Here is a 14987-nt window from a genome sequence, read left to right on the forward strand (position 1 = left end):
CGTGAGCCGACCCCGTTCCTGGAAGGCCCGTTCCGAGCTTGCCGCGTCGCTTTCGCCGCGACTCGCCGCCCTCTATCCGGACCTCACCGTCTCGCTGGACTGGGAGACGCCGCTCCAGCTGATCGTTGCGACCGTGCTCTCGGCCCAATGCACGGACGAACGCGTGAACCAGGTCACGAGGACCCTCTTCCCGCGCTATCCCGACGCCCTGGCGTACGCCGAGGCGCCGCTGGAAGAATTGAAGGAGGCGGTGCGCCCGACCGGCTTCTTCAACAACAAGGCGCGGCACCTCCAAGGCCTCGGGCGCCGTCTCATCGAGGCCTACGGAGGCGAGGTGCCCGCGACGATGGAGGATCTGCTCACCCTCCCCGGGGTCGCGCGGAAGACCGCGAACGTCGTGCTCTCCAACGCGTTCAGGATCCACGAGGGCGTCGTCGTCGACACGCATGTGAAGCGGGTGACCCACCGCTTCGGCCTCACGAACGAGGTCGATCCGCCGAAGGTGGAAAAGGATCTGATGAGAGTCCTGCCGCAGGAGGAATGGCACCCCTTCGCCTGGCGGTCGATCCTCCACGGGCGCACGGTCTGCCACGCCCGAAAGCCGCGCTGCGCCGGGTGCCCGCTCGCCGACCTCTGCGTCAGCGCGGGAAAGTTCGGGTGACATGGGCTACTCCGGCGCGGGCCACGAGGGCGCCCTGGGCGCGGGTGACGCCGACACGCTGAAGGAGGAGATCCGCGCGGCCGCCCGGGCGTGCGGGTTCGACCAAGTCGGGTTCGCCCCGGCCGAGACGCCTAGGCACGCGGACGAATACGAGGCCTGGCTGGCGCGCGGCTACCACGGCGAGATGGCCTACCTCGCGCGCGAGGACGCCGTGCGCCGCCGCCTCGACCCGGGAGAGGCGTTCCCCGGCTGCCGGACGCTCGTGGTCGTCAGCATGCTGTATGGCTCGACGCCGGGTCCGCCTCCGCCACCGCCCGCCCGCCGGCTGCCGATCGTGGCGCGCTACGCGATCGGACGTGACTACCACGACGTGTTCGAGGAGCGGCTCGACGAACTCGCCGCCGCCATCCAGCGCCTCGCGCCCGGCACGCGGGCGAAACGCTACGTCGACTACGGTCCTGTCCTCGAACGTGACCACGCCCAGCGCTCCGGCCTGGGCTGGATCGGCAAGAACACGATGCTCATCCACCCTGAGTTCGGGTCCTACCTCATGCTGGGGGAGTTGCTGACCGACCTCGACATCGAGCCCGACCCGCCCTTCGTCCACGACCACTGCGGCACTTGCCGGCGCTGTATCGACGCCTGCCCGACGGACGCGATCCTCGACGGCCGTGTCCTGGATGCCCGCCTCTGCATCTCCTACCTCACGATCGAACTCAGGGGCCCGATCCCCGAGCATTTGCGTCCCGCGATCGGGACCCGTGTGTTCGGCTGTGACATCTGTCAGGAGGTGTGTCCCTGGAATTCGGCTGCGCCGTCACCGGCTCCGGGGCCGTTCGAGCCGCGGCTCGGGCAGCGGGTGCCCCCCGGGGACATGGCCGTTTGGGCCGAGGAAGTGGCCGCCCTCGACCCCGACGAGTTCCGAGCCCGTTACCGGGGAACCGCGTTCAGTCGCCCCGGCCGCGACGGGCTGCTTCGTAACCTCGCCGTCGGCCTCGGCAACGCCGGAGGTGCGGCCGCGCGCCCCGTACTCCGGCGCCTGGAGGCGGACAGTTCGCCGCTGGTGCGAGAGCACGCGCGCTGGGCGCTCGCCCGCCTCGCGTCCGCATAGGCCGGATGGGGAGACAGCCCGTGGGGACCCCGGGCGGAGATCGTGATCCGGCGTTAGCTTGAGCCGTCGCAGAGTAAGGTAGCGACCTGGTAAATGGATTCCCGGATCGGGGAGTCAGGTCGGACCCCAGAATTCGGAGAGAAATGCATGCCAGGCTACGCGATCCTGGGAGAGCCCTGGTGGATCCCCGTCCTGTGGGTCATCGCCATCGGTCACGTCACCAACGTCTGCAACACGCTCTACCTGCACCGCTCCGCCACGCACGGCGGGGTCGTCTTCCATCCCGTGGTCGAGCACATGATGCGCTTCTGGTGCTGGCTTGTGGCCGGGATCGTGACGAAGGAGTGGGTCGCGGTACATCGGAAGCACCACGCGTACGCCGACCGTGAAGGGGATCCGCACTCGCCCACGGTCGAAGGTCTCGCGAACATCGCTCTCAACGGCCTCTTCTTCTACCGGAGAGCCGCGCAGGATCAGGCGGTGCTCGACAAGTACGGCAAGGGGACGCCGGACGACTGGGTCGAGCGCAACATCTACACGAAGCGCCGGGGCCTGGGGGTCAAGCTCATGCTCGTCCTCTCCTTGTTCCTGTTCGGGATCATCCCGGGTTTCATCGTCTGGACATGCATGGTGTTCACGGTCCCGCTCATGGGGAACATCATCAACGGTCTCGGGCACGCGCTCGGCTACCGGACCTTCGGCACCCGCGACGACAGCCACAACCTGTATCCGTGGGGGATCTGGATCCTCGGTGAGGAACTGCACAACAACCACCACGCGGACCCGCGTTCGGCGAAGTTCAAGGCGCACTGGTGGGAGTTCGACATCGGCTGGTTCTACATCCGGATCCTGCAACTGCTGAGACTGGCCGACGTGCTGTACGCGCGCTCGGCCTCGCCTCGGGAGTTCGCGGCGCGGTTCTACCGGGATTCGGCGGACCGCGTAAGCGGGCGGCTCGAACGAGCGGTGGCACGAGTCCAGCGGACCCGGGAAGCCGGCCTGCGGAGCATCGAGCGCGCCCGCGAGGAAGGCAGGTCGCGGCTGGAGACGCTCCGCGCCGGCGGACGGGCGAAACTTGACCGGGTCCCCCGCGCGCGTCTCGATCAACTGAAAGAAGAGTGTCTCACGCGCCTCGACCGCGCCGCCGAGAAAAGCCGGGCCCGGCTGGATCGCATCAAGACGGGGAAGCTGGGTCGCCTCGACGCGGTGAAGGCGGAAGCCCGCACCGAACTCGACCGCGCTCGCGAGGCTGCCCGTACCCGACTCCTCCGCGCCGTCGAAGCCATCACCCTCGAGAGCCGGCCCGCCACGGACTGACCTCCACACGCCGCAGTTGACGAACGGTGCCGTACCCGTGCACCTTGCGGAGTAATTTTTAGCCTAGACTAAAAATCGTTCGTCTGCAGGATCTGGAGGTCAAGGTGAAGCCGGAGAAGTTGAGTCGGCGCGATTGGCTCAAGCTCGGTGCCGCGGGCGTGGCGGGCGTTTCGGGCGCGACGGTGCTGGACCTCGCCTCGCGGGGCGGTGCTCGCGAGGCGCTGGCGGCCAGCGGCATCGCGCCGCGCGGACCGCGAGGTGTCGCGCCCCCGGCGGGAAGCCACGCGGCGCACCAGGAAGCCATGGGCATCGTCGGCATGCCCCGGCCCGACGAGAGCTTCGATCCCACCGCTTTTCTGACCGACTTCGATTACGGCGAGGTCACGACCCGCGCCGACGGGCGCGTCGTGCGCCGGTGGGAGATCGTCGGACTCGACCGGGAGATCGAGATTGCCCCCGGTGTCTTCTTCCCCGCCTGGACCTACAACGGACAGGTACCGGGGCCGACGCTGCGCTGCACCGAGGGGGACATCCTGCAGGTCGAGTTCACGAACGCGGGCTCGCATCCGCACACGATCCACTTCCACGGTACGCACCCGCCCGAGATGGACGGCTTCGAGCCCATCGTCGCGCCGGGGCAGCGGTTCACCTACGAGTTCGAGGCGAAGCCGTTCGGACTTCACCTCTACCACTGCCACACGATGCCGCTCAAGCGGCACATCCATAAGGGTCTGTACGGGACGTTCATCGTCGATCCGCCCGAAGGCCGGGAGCCGGCGCGGGAGATGGTGATGGTGATGAACGCCTTCGACAGCAACCTGGACGGGGACAACGAGGTGTACGCGGTCAACACCTCCGCCTTCTACTACCATCATCACCCGGTCCGCGTCGGCGTGGGCGATCTGTGCCGCGTCTACCTCGTGAACGCGACGGAGTTCGACCTCATCAACTCGTTCCACCTGCACGCCGGCATGTTCAAGGTCTTCCGAACCGGGACGCAGCTGGACCGCTACGACCTGGCCGATACGATCATGATGTGCCAGGGGGAGCGGCATGTCCTCGAGTTCCGGCTCGAGAACCCCGGCATGCACATGTTCCACGCGCACCAGAGCGAATTTGCCGAGCTGGGGTGGATGGGCTTCTTCGAAGCCGTCGAACACCTGGCCGTCGGCGAGGGCGTTCCCGTGCGCGGCCATGTCTGACGAACGATCCGCCGGCGTTCCGGGTCGACGCGGCCCGGCGCGCTGGGTGCTGGGCCTGTTGCCGCTGGCGCTCCTGGCGGGGCTCGTAGCCTTTTTCTTCGGCGCGGACCCCACCGCCCCCTTCCGGGCCGCGTTTCCGCCCGTCGAAGACCTCACGATCGAACGCGTGAGCTTCCCCGAACACGGCATCATGCGAGTGCGCGTCGTGAACGGAGGGCCCGAAGCGGTCACCATCGCGCAGGTGGTGGTGGATGACGCCTACTGGCAGTTCAGGATCGACAGGGACCCGACCCTCCCCCGCCTGGGTGGGGCCACGCTTGAACTGGACTACCCCTGGGTCCAGGGCGAAGCACACGTCGTGAGGCTGGTCACCTCCACCGGTCTCACGTTCGAGCACGAGGTGGCGGTGGCGACGCTTTCCCCGCGACCGAACGCCAGATACCTGACGACGTTCGGACTGCTGGGCATCTACGCGGGCGTAATCCCCGTCCTGCTCGGCCTGCTGTGGTATCCGTTTCTGCGCCGCATCGACCGCAAGTGGATCCACTTCTACCTGAGCCTGACCGTCGGGCTCCTCGCCTTCCTCGTCGTCGACGCGTTCGAGGACACGCTGCAGGCGTCGGCGCTTGTACCTGCGGGGTTCCAGGCTGCGGGCCTCATCGCGGTCGGCGTGATCGGCGCCATCGTGGGTCTGAAGGCGCTGGGGAACCTTGGGCGGAGCAAGAGCGGCGCGAGCAGCGGGCTGACGGTCGCCTATCTGATCGCGACCAGCATCGGACTGCACAACCTGGGTGAGGGCCTCGCCATCGGGGCGGCCTTCTCGCTGGGAGAGATCGCGCTCGGGAGCTTCCTCGTCATCGGGTTCGCGCTCCACAACACGACCGAGGGACTCGCGATCGTCGCGCCGATAGCGGAGAAGCGGCCCGCGCTCCGGCACTTCGCGTTCATGGGCGCGATCGCGGGGCTTCCCACCGTGCTCGGCGCCTGGGCCGGCGGCTTCTCCTACTCGCCGACGCTGGCGACATTCTTCCTGGCGCTCGGGACCGGGGCCATTCTTCAGGTGATCGTCGAAGTAACGAAGCTGGTCCAGAGAAGCTGGCCCCGCGGCCTGTTCACCCCCCTCAATGCCACGGGCCTCCTCCTCGGGTTGCTGGTAATGTACGGAACCGCCCTCATGGTGACGGCGTAAACTCCTCACAGGAGGCAAGATGCTCGGTGGAAGAAACCCCGGCCTCGGCCTCGCCATCCTCCGAGTCATTCTCGGGCTGATCTTCCTGCTGCACGGCTGGCCCAAGCTCGCCGGCGGGATCGAAGGGACTTCGGCCTTCCTGGGGTCGCTTGGAGTTCCGCTCCCCCTTGTGGCCGCGTGGGGCCTCTCCCTGCTCGAGACCGTGGGCGGGGCACTCCTGATCGTCGGCCTGTTCGTCACCCCCGTCGCCCTGCTCCTGATCGCGCATATGCTGGCGGGCATATTCCTCGTGCATCTGCCGAACGGGTTCTACGTCATCGGACCGGGCCAGGGGGGGATCGAATTCAACCTGCTCCTCATCGCCGGCCTCCTGACCCTGCTGCTCACCGGTTCCGGCATCGCGACCCTCGCGAGCCGTTTCCAGAAGGACATTCAAGTATTCTGACCCGAGACGTTCCCGCGGGAACGTTGGACCGCCGCGGAAGGCAGCAACATTAGCGTCATGAACGGGAACACGCGGCCTTCGCCGTGGACGACGTCCGAGGCCATCCGGACCTACGCATCGGGAGCATTGTGGACGGCCGGTCTCGTGCTCGTGTTCGTGGTGGGGCACGGTCCGGATCAGGCGGGTTGGTGGCGGATACGCACGGATGCCGCCGGCTGGGTCTTCCTCGCGTCCGCGCTGGTGGGCGGGTGGAACTTCTTCCCCAAGAGCGTACGGGCGGCGCGGACGCTCCGGCTCGACATGAACTTCCTGATGACCGCGGCCATCGCCGGCGCGGTGCTGATCGGGGAGCCGCTGGAGGCGGCGGCGATCGCCTTTCTGTTCTCCCTGGCCGAACTCCTCGAGTCGAGCGCGGTCGTGCGTGCCCGGAACTCCATCGATGCGCTGCTGCGGCTCGCGCCCGAAGTCGCGACGCTGGTGGCGGAGGATGGGTCGGAGAGGACCGTTCCCGCATCGGATCTGCGGGCCGGTGAGCGGGTGCGCGTGCGTCCGGGCGAGAAGGTGCCGATCGACGGCGTCGTGGTCGAAGGCCAGTCCGGGGTCAACCAGGCCAACGTGACGGGGGAGTCGGTCCCGGTCGCCAAGAGCGTCGGAGATCCCGTCTTCGCGAGCACGCTGAACACGGACGGGTTCCTCGAGATCGAGGCCACGACCGATGCCGGCGACACCACCCTCCATCGGATCGCGCGGCTCGTCCGCGAGGCCCAGTCGAAGCGCTCTCCCACCGAGCAGTTCGTCCAGAAGTTCGCGCGCTACTACACGCCGGCCGTCACGGCCGCCGCGGTGCTCGTGATGGCTGTCCCACCCCTCCTCGGTCTCGGGACCGGGCTCATGTGGTTCGAGCGCGGACTGACGCTGCTCGTCATCGCCTGTCCCTGCGCGCTCGTGATCGCCACCCCGGTCACGATCGTCAGCGCGCTCACCTGCGCCGCGAGGCACGGCGTGCTCATCAAGGGCGGGGAGTACGTCGAGTCGCTGGGAGCGACGTGCGCCATCGCGTTCGACAAGACCGGAACGCTGACGCTCGGCGAACTGGAAGTCACCGATGTCGTTCCGCTGGGGGATATGTCCGGGGATCGGCTGCTGCGGCTGGCCGCGGCCATGGAACGGCGCTCCGAGCACCCCATCGCGGAGGCGATCGTCCGCTACGCCTCGGAGACGGGCGGCCTCCGGGAGGAGGGGTGGACGGTCGAGGACTTCCGGGCGCATCCGGGCCTCGGCGTCACGGCCACCGTGGACGGCGCCCGGGTCGCGGTCGGAACGATCGAACTGCTCGCACCAGCCGACGGCGCCCGAGGGTTCGGGGACCACTTCGACGCCCTCCAGCGGGCCGGCAGGACGGTCGTCGTCGTCGCCCGGGACGGCGTTCCGCTCGGCCTGATCGGTCTCGCCGACGCCCTCCGCCCCGAAGCTCCGGGCGTGCTCGCAAGGCTCCGGAGGGAAGGCGTCCATCACCAGATTCTCCTTACGGGAGATCAGAACTACGCCGCCCGAGCCATTGGCGACGCCGTCGGCGTGGACGAGGTGATGGCGGAACTCAAGCCCGAAGGGAAGGTGGCGGCGGTTCGCGAGATCGTCCGCGCACACCGGGGGGCGGCCATGGTCGGCGATGGCGTGAACGATGCGCCAGCCCTCGCGGCGGCGGACGTGGGGATCGCGATGGGGGGCGCCGGGTCCCCGGCGACGATCGAGACGGCCGACATCGCGCTCATGGCCGACGATCTGAACATGCTGCCCTACGCCCGGCGGGTGTCGCAGCTGGCCCGGCGTCTCGTCCGCTTCAACATCGCTTTCGCCCTCGGAATCAAGGCGATACTGGCGGTCGGGGCCGTGGGCGGCTTCGTGAGCCTGATCGTCGCCGTGCTCGTGGGGGACATGGGGGCCAGTCTCGCCGTGACGCTGAACGCCATGCGGCTGGCCCGCCTGAAGCCGCGTTAGGCGAGGCCGGGTCAGCCGCCCGGGGGGCCGAGGGGGCTCGGGGCGCAGCCGTCGCGCTCGCGGGTGTAGGCGATGCTCGAGATCCTCCAGCCGTCGCCCGTGTGCACGAGGCTGACCGCGTCGATCCCGCAGTGGCTGAACTCGCCGTCCACGTGGAAGTCGTAAGGGGTCCATACGACGGCCAGGGGACCCTGAATCATCACGTGCGGGTCCCACATCCGCTCCAGCAGGGCGGGGCCCGGCTGGCCGATGGAGGCGGCGAATTCGGCCCCCGTGCTCTCCCCGACCTGGACACCGTCGTCGGTCTCCACCGTGCTCGTGAAGACGGCGCCTTCCATCAGCAGGTCGCGGATGGCGTCACCGTCGCGAGCGGCCATGGCGTCGAACAGGGCCTGCACCGCCGCGACCGCCCCGCCCTCCGCGTCGTCCTGTGCCGCGACATAGGCAGGCGCGGTAGCCGCCACGGCGGCGAGAAGCAACGTCGCTCCGAGCTTTCTCATGAGATTTCTCCCGATTCCTGTGGTCGGTCGTCCCTGACCGGCCGCCGCTTGCTCAATAGGCTGTCGTCCGAAACACCGGCTGGAACAGCTCCGTTCGATGCGCGCACGCCGCGTCGGCGGGGCACGCCGGACAGTCGGGTTCGCTCATCTCCGGACACCGCGTCCGGTTCTGGAAGAAGAACCAGTCCACCGCCCCCATGGGACGTCCGCTGAGGCGCCGGATCTCCTCCACCGCTTCGTAACAGGCGGCGCGTACGGCCTCCTCCTCTTCCCGTCCCACAACCTCCCGGTTCGCGAGCTTCGCGGCCAGCGCCTCCTCGACCACCGTGACGACGCCGAGCCGCAGGCAACTGCGCTGGCAGTGGTAGTCCACGATCGGCGGCACATCCTCCCCCTCACCGAACCGCAGGAAGCGCTCGGGCCGCTGACTCAGGATCGCGGCGAGGAGGGCGGATTTCTTGCGCCATGCGTCCTCCTTGTAGCCGCCGACCTGATCGAGGAGAGACAGAAAGCGAGCCAGGGGCCGCTCCGTGGCGTCGGCTTCGGCCAGGAGCGAGGCTGGCGTCAGGCCGAGGGCGAGCATGCCGCGCCCGTACGCTCGCGCGCACGCCGGGTGCAGGGATCCGGCCGGTAGCGGGTTGCGGCCGTCGTCGTCCCGAAGGCCATGGCCGAAGTCCGCGTCGTCGAGGGCGGCCTGGCCCGCCGGGGTCAGCTCGTCCGGGGCCTCGGCCGCCCAGCGCCGAAACGCCGCCCACAAGTAGTCGCTGCCCTTGAGCGCGCGCCCCCCCATCGAGGCGATCATCGGCACCTCGTAGCGTCCGCCGCGTGCGTGCCAGAAGCCGAACTGCTGGACGGTGCCGGCGAAGAAGAAGTCGAGCGCCCCGGGGTCGCCCGGCTCGGGGAAGGGTGGGCCGGTGAAGTCGAACGCCCTCGCCTCCGGGGCCGAGGCGATGACCCGGGCCACGCGCCGGATGCGGTCCGGCTCGAGGCGGACGCGATTATCGCGCGGGGCGAGCGGCGGCGGGTCGTCCGACAGGAGCGCGGCCGGGCCGACGGCCGTCACGGTCCGGGCCGCGCAGGCCGCCGCGCCACGGGCCGCGATGGCGGGGTGGTCCCCGGCGGCGATGCGGGCCAGCGCCGTCCCGCAGAAGGTGTCGCCGGCGCCCGTCGGATCCAGTTCGTCGACCGTGGGCGCCGCGATGTCGATCCAGCGGTCGCCCAGAACGACGCGGGCACCCCGCGCGCCCCTCGTAACGAAGACCACGCGCCCCGGCGCCACCCGCACGTCGTCGATCGACCCGAACAGCAGGCAGGCTTCCTCCTCGTTGCAGAAGAAGTAGTGCGACGCCTCGACGACCCGCGCGACGACCTCCCCGTGCGAGCGGATTCCGGGCGCGTACGTCCCGCACCCCACGCGCACCCCCGCCTCGGACAGTCGCCGGGCGATCCCCAACTGCAGTTCGGGATCGAGCAGCGGGACGACGTAGGCGAAGGCGCCCGGCCCCGCATCCGGCACATCGCCGAAGCGGATGTCCCCCTCGGAACCGCGTACGGCTTGCCGATACACAGTCCGGCCATCGGGCAGGTATTCGATCTCGAAGTGGGGAAGTGCCTCGGGCGCGATGATCGGCCCCCGCCAGTCGAGCAGACGGTCCGCCGGCTCGAGTTCGCGTGGCATGGGGTCGGGTCGCGGCGCGACGACCGTGACCTCGGCGCCGGCCCGTTGCGCGGCCAGCGCCGTATAGAGCCCGGCGCCGCCCGCCGAACGCACGGACCGGCCCCGGAAGTGCAGCAGGTCCAAGGAAGGGCTCCCGACCACGAGGAGCCGTGGCCGGACTGCCAGCCGCGGCCCGGAGGTCAGCCGCGGCTGGCGGGGGGCGACGGGGTCAGCCTCCCTGCTGATCCGTCGTGATGCGCGCGGCCGCGCCGGCCGGACCATTGTCCCAGTCCTGGGCGCTCGAGATGTTCGGCATGCCCCAGTCCTCGCCGTTCCAGCCCTGGAAGCCCTCCATCCGGAAGGTCCAGAATCCGGTCGTCATGTCGCTCACCACGATGAGTCCGTCCTCGTTCCGGATGTCGACTCCGAACGTACCGTTGAAGACCGGCGTCCGGTCGGCGTTGGGCGGCCCGAGATAGGTGTCATAGTGCGCCACCGTCATCGGGTTCGTCGGATCCATCATGTTGAACACGACGAGCCCGTCCAGGTAGCCGGACACGAACACGTAGGGCCACCGCACCTCGTGGTTGTGGACGAGGTTCTTCCAGTTCGCCGTCCAGGCCGCGATCGGGCTCCGGATCGCCGGCACCTCCCCGTCCAGCCCGGGCCTGAGGTCGAAGATCCTGAGCGGAGCGTACTGATACTCCGTCTCGGCGATCGCGAAGTTGCCGTCCGGCGTGGGCGTGAACGTGTGTCCGCTCCGTATCCCCGAGACCTGGACGATCTGCGTGAGCAGCTCGGGGCTCTCGAGATCCGTCACGTCGTAGATGTAGTAGCCGCCGAAGCCGCCGCCGTAGAAGCGGTCCGTCCCGGTGTCCGGGTGGTAACCGAGATAGAAGTCGTGGTACCCACGCCGCTGGTTCGGCGTCCCCTGATCCGGAAGCGGGATCTGCGCCACCATCTCCGCGCCGCGTCCCTCGACCAGCGCCCCGAGGTCGTACACGGCCGCGTACGGGCCCGAGACCGTGGCGACGAGGTACACGTTCATGTTGGAGTGCTTGTAGACGAAGATGTTGTGGAAGCCGCCCGGCAGATCGGGTTCCTTGATGCGGGCGACCTCACGCACCGTCGAGGCATCCGGCAGTCCGGTGACGTCGAGCACGACCGCGCCCATGTCCGAGTCCGGGCCGCCCTGGCCGAACTGGAGCGACTGCACGACGTAGTAGCGGTCGCCCCACTTGAAGTGCTTGACGTCCATCCCCCCGGTGCGCTGGTGGAGATCCTGGTCCTCGATCCGCCACTCGTAAAGCACCTCGGGCTTCTCGGGATCGGCGATCGAGACGATGTCCAGCCCCTTCGGACCCACCGGCCCGTACTGCATGCGCGCCACGTAGGCGTAGGGCCGGTGCATCTCCTGTTCCATGTCCATGTCCGCGATGCTGAGCCGCGGCCCGAGCGGGACGTGCCCGAGCACTTCCATGTTCCGGCTGCCGCGCTCCACGACCCCATCGATGACCTGGGCGCGGAGCGCCCCCGGCGCGGCGAGACCCGCTCCGAGCGCGACGACCGCGGCCAGGGCGAACGTGCGATTTCCGAACTTCATGCTTTCCTCCGTTTCTGAACTGGTGACCTGCCGGGCCGCCAACGGCGGCCCGGCAGGCCCCCCGCGGGGGGCCCACAGCTAGCCGGGATCCACCGTGAATACCATGGACATGCCGGCCTCCAGATGCTCCGCAATATGGCAATGCGCCATCCAGCGGCCAGAGTTGGAGGCCTCGAGCAGGATGTCGAACGTAGATCCGACCGGGATCACCGTCGTGTCCTTCCACGCCAGGTTGTCCGACGGCACCCCGTCCCGCGACAGGACGAGGAAGCGCTGCCCGTGGATGTGGATCGGGTGCTGCATGGGGTGGAACGAGCGCCGCTGGTTGTGGATGCGGATCTTGAGGACATCCCCCTCCGTGAAGCGCCAGTCGATGTCCCGGTTCTCCTTCCCCGTGCGCGTATCGCGCATGACCCACGTCAGGTTCTCCGACGTCGAGAGGTAGTTCATCATCGGCATCGCGTCGGTCCACTCGACGGGCGGGAAGTAGAGCGTGTCGAGCGCCATCACGGCGACGATGTCGCTCGGCAGGTCCCCCACCCGGGCCGTGAGTTCGAGTTCGTGATCGACGGGACGGCCGAACTCCGCCCGGTAGCGGTCGATGTCCTCGATCACGTCGGCGTGCTCGCGCAGGGTGGAGAACGCGGCCCCGTGGTCCTCCTCTACCGGCTCATCGAGGACCGTGACCAGCCCCAGCGTATCGGTGTGCGGGTAGAAACGGCCGTTGAAGTGGTCGATGGCCTGGATCGGATTGAGGAGGGCGTACCTGCCCGGCTCCTCGAAGCGCGCGTCGACGATGTATCTCTGGGCCGGGGCGAGGACGACATTCGAGACGAAAGTCTCGCGCTCGAACTTGCTTACGTCGGCGCCCACGAGCTTCAGATCGGCGCCCTCCAGGACGAGGTTGAAGGTGCGGGTGTTCGCGACGTTCGTGAGGTAGAGACGCCTGACTTCGCCGCGACGAACCGTGGTCTCCCAGCGGGGCTCGCCGCTCACGAGCAACTGGTTCCCGAACCGTCCCATCAGCGTCTGGATGGCGGCCTCGCGCCCCCAGGGGAAGAGCCCGGCCTCGTCGACGAGGAGGTCGTCGAGCATGAGGAAGTCCTCGCCGTTGGCCGGGCCGTAGTAGTCCGGGGCCGGGGCGTCCACGAGCATGTTCCCGTACAGGCCGAGGTCCTGCTGGATGTCCTCGCGGTGGTGCGGGTGGTACCAGTACAGGCCCGCGTCGCGGAAATGGACCCGGTACATGAACGACTCGCCGGGCTCGACCGGGTCCTGGGTGACGCCGGGCACCCCATCGAACTGGTTCTCGAGCCGCACCCCGTGCCAGTGGACCGCGGTCGGGAGGTCGATGTTGTTCGTGAACAGGACGACGATCTCCGCCCCCTGCGGGACGCGGATGAGGGGGCCGGGGTACTGCCCGTTGAACCCGTACATCGTGAAGGTCCGCATCCCGATCGTGCGCCGGACGAACCCGGCCTCGAGCCGCAGCGTGTCGCCGTCGGCCATCTCCACGACCTCGCGGAAGACCGCCTCGGGAAGCATCGCGGGGTCGCGGCCGGGGTCGGGCAGGAACGGGGTCACTCCGGGGAAGGCGCCCATCAGGCCCGGCAGCATCATCGGCATCGGGATCGGCTGCGGCGGCATGCGCCACACGACCCCCATGCTGTCCGTCGCCATCACGTGGCCCTCGTGCTGCAGCCCCGATGCCGGTGCGCCGGGCACCCCCAACAGGGCATGGAGGGCCGCTCCAGCAGCGAGGTGACGGGCGATCCGCACGCCCGGTCGGCTTTGCGCCGCGCGCGGGATCACCGTCCGGACCAGCGCCTCAGTAGTAGAGCTGGCAGTTCATGGCCTCGAACGGACCGTGCCCGGCCATCGTGTGGAGCCGCCCGGAAGGCGACAGCCCGGTGAGCACGATCGGTCCCTGCCAGCGCTCGACGTCCGCCGAGGCCTCTTCGCTCACGAACACGAGGAACTGGTTCCAGGCGACCTGCCCCACGAGGCGGTTGTCCTCGGGCAGCGTGCCGAGCTGCACGTACTCGTCGAGTTCGGGCTTCGCCGCCCACACGACGTAGACCGCTCCGTTGCGGCGACGCAGCCGATCGACCTGGATCTCGATGTCGAAGGTCTGGAAGCCGTCCGCGTCGACGGTGATCTCGAACGGAGAGCCGGGCTGCGTGAGGATCATCGATCCGCGGCTCCCGGGCGCGCTCTGGGTGCCCGACAGCCGGACCACTTCGGGCGTGAGGAGGCAGGCCGCCACCCACGGCGTCACCCCCGTCGGGTCGGGGAGGCCGGTAGAACCGGCGGCTCGCGCCTCATCCACAACCACGCCGGCCGCCAGAAAGACCGACAGGCCGACGACGTGCGCTCGCAGTCTCATATTCTCCATGCGTCAAAAACTCCGTTCGGGCGCCCCCGGTCGCAAGCGCCCGCCGGCCGGCGGGTCAGTCGGCGTCCGGTTCGCGCTCCTCGACGATGATCTCCCGTCCCGACTGCGGGTCCCGGGTCCGAGGTCCGGTGAACCCCACGCCGGGCCCGCCCACGACCTGGATCGTGCCGCCCTCTACCTGCCGCTCCAGCCAGCCCCGGGTGCGCTCGATCAGCCCTCGGCGCACGGGCGGGACGAGCAGCAGGATCCCGGCGAGATCCGTGAGTACACCCGGAGTGATGAGGACGACCCCCGCCGCGAGGATCAGGAGCGCGTGCACGAGCGACTCGCCCGGCAGCTGTCCCCCCGAGAGTTCATCCCGTACGGCGAGCCAGGCCCGCAGTCCTTCGCGTCGGGCGAGCCACGCGCCTGCGGCCCCCGTCCCGATGACGATCAGGAGCGTCGGCCCCAACCCGAGCAGGCCCCCGATGCGGATGAGGAGCGTCAGTTCCACCACGGGGACGATCGTGAACAGCAGGAACAGCCGAAGGAGCATCGTCGGGACCGGTCCTCCTCAGAAGCCCATCATCGCCCGCACCCTCGGGTCGATCCTCTCGGGCGTCCAGAACGGCTTCCACACGAGACTCACGACGGCTTCGTCCACGCCGTCCACGGATTCCGCCGCGTCCTTGGCTCCGCCGAGAATCTGGCCTCCCGCGGGGCAGCCGGGGCTCGTCAGCGTCATCGTGACCTTCGCGGCGCTGTCTTCCACCTCGACGTCGTACACGAGCCCCAGATCCACGATGTTGATGCCGAGTTCCGGGTCCGTCACGGTTCGAAGCGCCGTGAACACCTGGTCCGTGACCGCGTCCGCCTCCGGCGTCCGGGTCCCTTCCGTCGTGTCCGTCGTGTCCGTTTTATCCATCTTAT

Annotated in this window: 14 protein-coding genes; 7 read left to right on the plus strand and 7 right to left on the minus strand. The window is 69.0% G+C overall.

Going from position 1 to position 14987, the window contains the following annotated elements; genetic code table 11:
* Window position 1 precedes the first annotated feature (1 nt).
* The 7 genes from nth to ACOOHF_RS07380 all read left to right on the plus strand — a co-directional run bounded on the left by nth (window position 2) and on the right by ACOOHF_RS07380 (window position 7923).
* Window positions 2-661, plus strand: coding sequence for an endonuclease III (gene nth / locus ACOOHF_RS07350; protein WP_420464010.1), 660 nt, complete (start codon window positions 2-4; stop codon window positions 659-661).
* Between the two features lies 1 nt (window position 662).
* The gene (gene queG, locus ACOOHF_RS07355) at window positions 663-1772 is read left to right on the plus strand and encodes a tRNA epoxyqueuosine(34) reductase QueG (RefSeq protein WP_420464011.1); all 1110 of its coding nucleotides are present in this window, start codon (window positions 663-665) and stop codon (window positions 1770-1772) included.
* A 147-nt stretch (window positions 1773-1919) separates the two neighbouring features.
* Window positions 1920-3089, plus strand: coding sequence for a fatty acid desaturase (locus ACOOHF_RS07360; protein ID WP_420464012.1), 1170 nt, complete (start codon window positions 1920-1922; stop codon window positions 3087-3089).
* 104 nt (window positions 3090-3193) lie between these two features.
* The gene (locus ACOOHF_RS07365) at window positions 3194-4291 is read left to right on the plus strand and encodes a multicopper oxidase domain-containing protein (RefSeq protein ID WP_419934369.1); all 1098 of its coding nucleotides are present in this window, start codon (window positions 3194-3196) and stop codon (window positions 4289-4291) included.
* On the plus strand, window positions 4284-5480 hold the full coding sequence (locus ACOOHF_RS07370) for a ZIP family metal transporter (protein WP_419934370.1): 1197 nt from the start codon (window positions 4284-4286) through the stop codon (window positions 5478-5480). The genes ACOOHF_RS07365 and ACOOHF_RS07370 overlap by 8 nt, the downstream gene beginning before the upstream one ends.
* A gap of 19 nt (window positions 5481-5499) precedes the next feature.
* A complete protein-coding gene (locus tag ACOOHF_RS07375) occupies window positions 5500-5925 on the plus strand; it encodes a DoxX family protein (RefSeq protein WP_419934371.1) in 426 nt (141 codons plus the stop codon).
* Between the two features lie 57 nt (window positions 5926-5982).
* Window positions 5983-7923 (plus strand): heavy metal translocating P-type ATPase, encoded by a 1941-nt coding sequence (locus tag ACOOHF_RS07380; protein WP_420464013.1) that lies wholly within the window; start codon window positions 5983-5985, stop codon window positions 7921-7923.
* Between the two features lie 11 nt (window positions 7924-7934).
* Here the strand turns inward: ACOOHF_RS07380 and ACOOHF_RS07385 are convergent, their stop codons facing one another.
* The 7 genes from ACOOHF_RS07385 to ACOOHF_RS07415 form a co-directional block, all read right to left on the minus strand.
* The gene (locus tag ACOOHF_RS07385; protein ID WP_419934376.1) at window positions 7935-8423 is read right to left on the minus strand and encodes a nuclear transport factor 2 family protein; all 489 of its coding nucleotides are present in this window, start codon (window positions 8421-8423) and stop codon (window positions 7935-7937) included.
* A gap of 52 nt (window positions 8424-8475) precedes the next feature.
* On the minus strand, window positions 8476-10224 hold the full coding sequence (locus tag ACOOHF_RS07390; RefSeq protein ID WP_420464014.1) for a carbohydrate kinase family protein: 1749 nt from the start codon (window positions 10222-10224) through the stop codon (window positions 8476-8478).
* Window positions 10225-10309: 85 nt separating this feature from the next.
* On the minus strand, window positions 10310-11683 hold the full coding sequence (locus ACOOHF_RS07395; RefSeq protein ID WP_420464015.1) for an LVIVD repeat-containing protein: 1374 nt from the start codon (window positions 11681-11683) through the stop codon (window positions 10310-10312).
* Between the two features lie 78 nt (window positions 11684-11761).
* Entirely contained in the window at window positions 11762-13363 is a 1602-nt protein-coding gene (locus tag ACOOHF_RS07400; protein ID WP_420464016.1) for a multicopper oxidase family protein, read from the minus strand.
* 148 nt (window positions 13364-13511) lie between these two features.
* Window positions 13512-14069 carry a hypothetical protein gene (locus ACOOHF_RS07405; protein WP_420464017.1) on the minus strand — a complete coding sequence of 186 codons (558 nt, stop codon included), beginning with the start codon at window positions 14067-14069 and terminating at the stop codon, window positions 13512-13514.
* A 64-nt stretch (window positions 14070-14133) separates the two neighbouring features.
* Window positions 14134-14613, minus strand: a complete 480-nt coding sequence (locus tag ACOOHF_RS07410) for an FxsA family protein (protein ID WP_420464018.1) — start codon at window positions 14611-14613, stop codon at window positions 14134-14136.
* A gap of 18 nt (window positions 14614-14631) precedes the next feature.
* The gene (locus tag ACOOHF_RS07415) at window positions 14632-14982 is read right to left on the minus strand and encodes a metal-sulfur cluster assembly factor (RefSeq protein WP_420464019.1); all 351 of its coding nucleotides are present in this window, start codon (window positions 14980-14982) and stop codon (window positions 14632-14634) included.
* Between the last annotated feature and the right edge of the window lie 5 nt (window positions 14983-14987).

This window comes from Candidatus Palauibacter sp., from assembly GCF_965216145.1.
Lineage (GTDB): Bacteria > Gemmatimonadota > Gemmatimonadetes > Palauibacterales > Palauibacteraceae > Palauibacter.

What these genes read in the sequence shown, in the direction of transcription:
- ACOOHF_RS07395 (WP_420464015.1), bottom strand. Translation starts at nt 11,683, where the DNA reads ATGAAGTTCGGAAATCGCACGTTCGCCCTGGCCGCGGTCGTCGCGCTC.
- ACOOHF_RS07375 (WP_419934371.1), top strand. Translation starts at nt 5,500, where the DNA reads ATGCTCGGTGGAAGAAACCCCGGCCTCGGCCTCGCCATCCTCCGAGTC.
- ACOOHF_RS07360 (WP_420464012.1), top strand. Translation starts at nt 1,920, where the DNA reads ATGCCAGGCTACGCGATCCTGGGAGAGCCCTGGTGGATCCCCGTCCTG.
- ACOOHF_RS07370 (WP_419934370.1), top strand. Translation starts at nt 4,284, where the DNA reads ATGTCTGACGAACGATCCGCCGGCGTTCCGGGTCGACGCGGCCCGGCG.
- ACOOHF_RS07415 (WP_420464019.1), bottom strand. Translation starts at nt 14,982, where the DNA reads ATGGATAAAACGGACACGACGGACACGACGGAAGGGACCCGGACGCCG.
- ACOOHF_RS07380 (WP_420464013.1), top strand. Translation starts at nt 5,983, where the DNA reads ATGAACGGGAACACGCGGCCTTCGCCGTGGACGACGTCCGAGGCCATC.
- ACOOHF_RS07385 (WP_419934376.1), bottom strand. Translation starts at nt 8,423, where the DNA reads ATGAGAAAGCTCGGAGCGACGTTGCTTCTCGCCGCCGTGGCGGCTACC.
- ACOOHF_RS07405 (WP_420464017.1), bottom strand. Translation starts at nt 14,069, where the DNA reads ATGAGACTGCGAGCGCACGTCGTCGGCCTGTCGGTCTTTCTGGCGGCC.
- ACOOHF_RS07400 (WP_420464016.1), bottom strand. Translation starts at nt 13,363, where the DNA reads ATGGCGACGGACAGCATGGGGGTCGTGTGGCGCATGCCGCCGCAGCCG.
- queG (WP_420464011.1), top strand. Translation starts at nt 663, where the DNA reads ATGGGCTACTCCGGCGCGGGCCACGAGGGCGCCCTGGGCGCGGGTGAC.
- ACOOHF_RS07410 (WP_420464018.1), bottom strand. Translation starts at nt 14,613, where the DNA reads ATGCTCCTTCGGCTGTTCCTGCTGTTCACGATCGTCCCCGTGGTGGAA.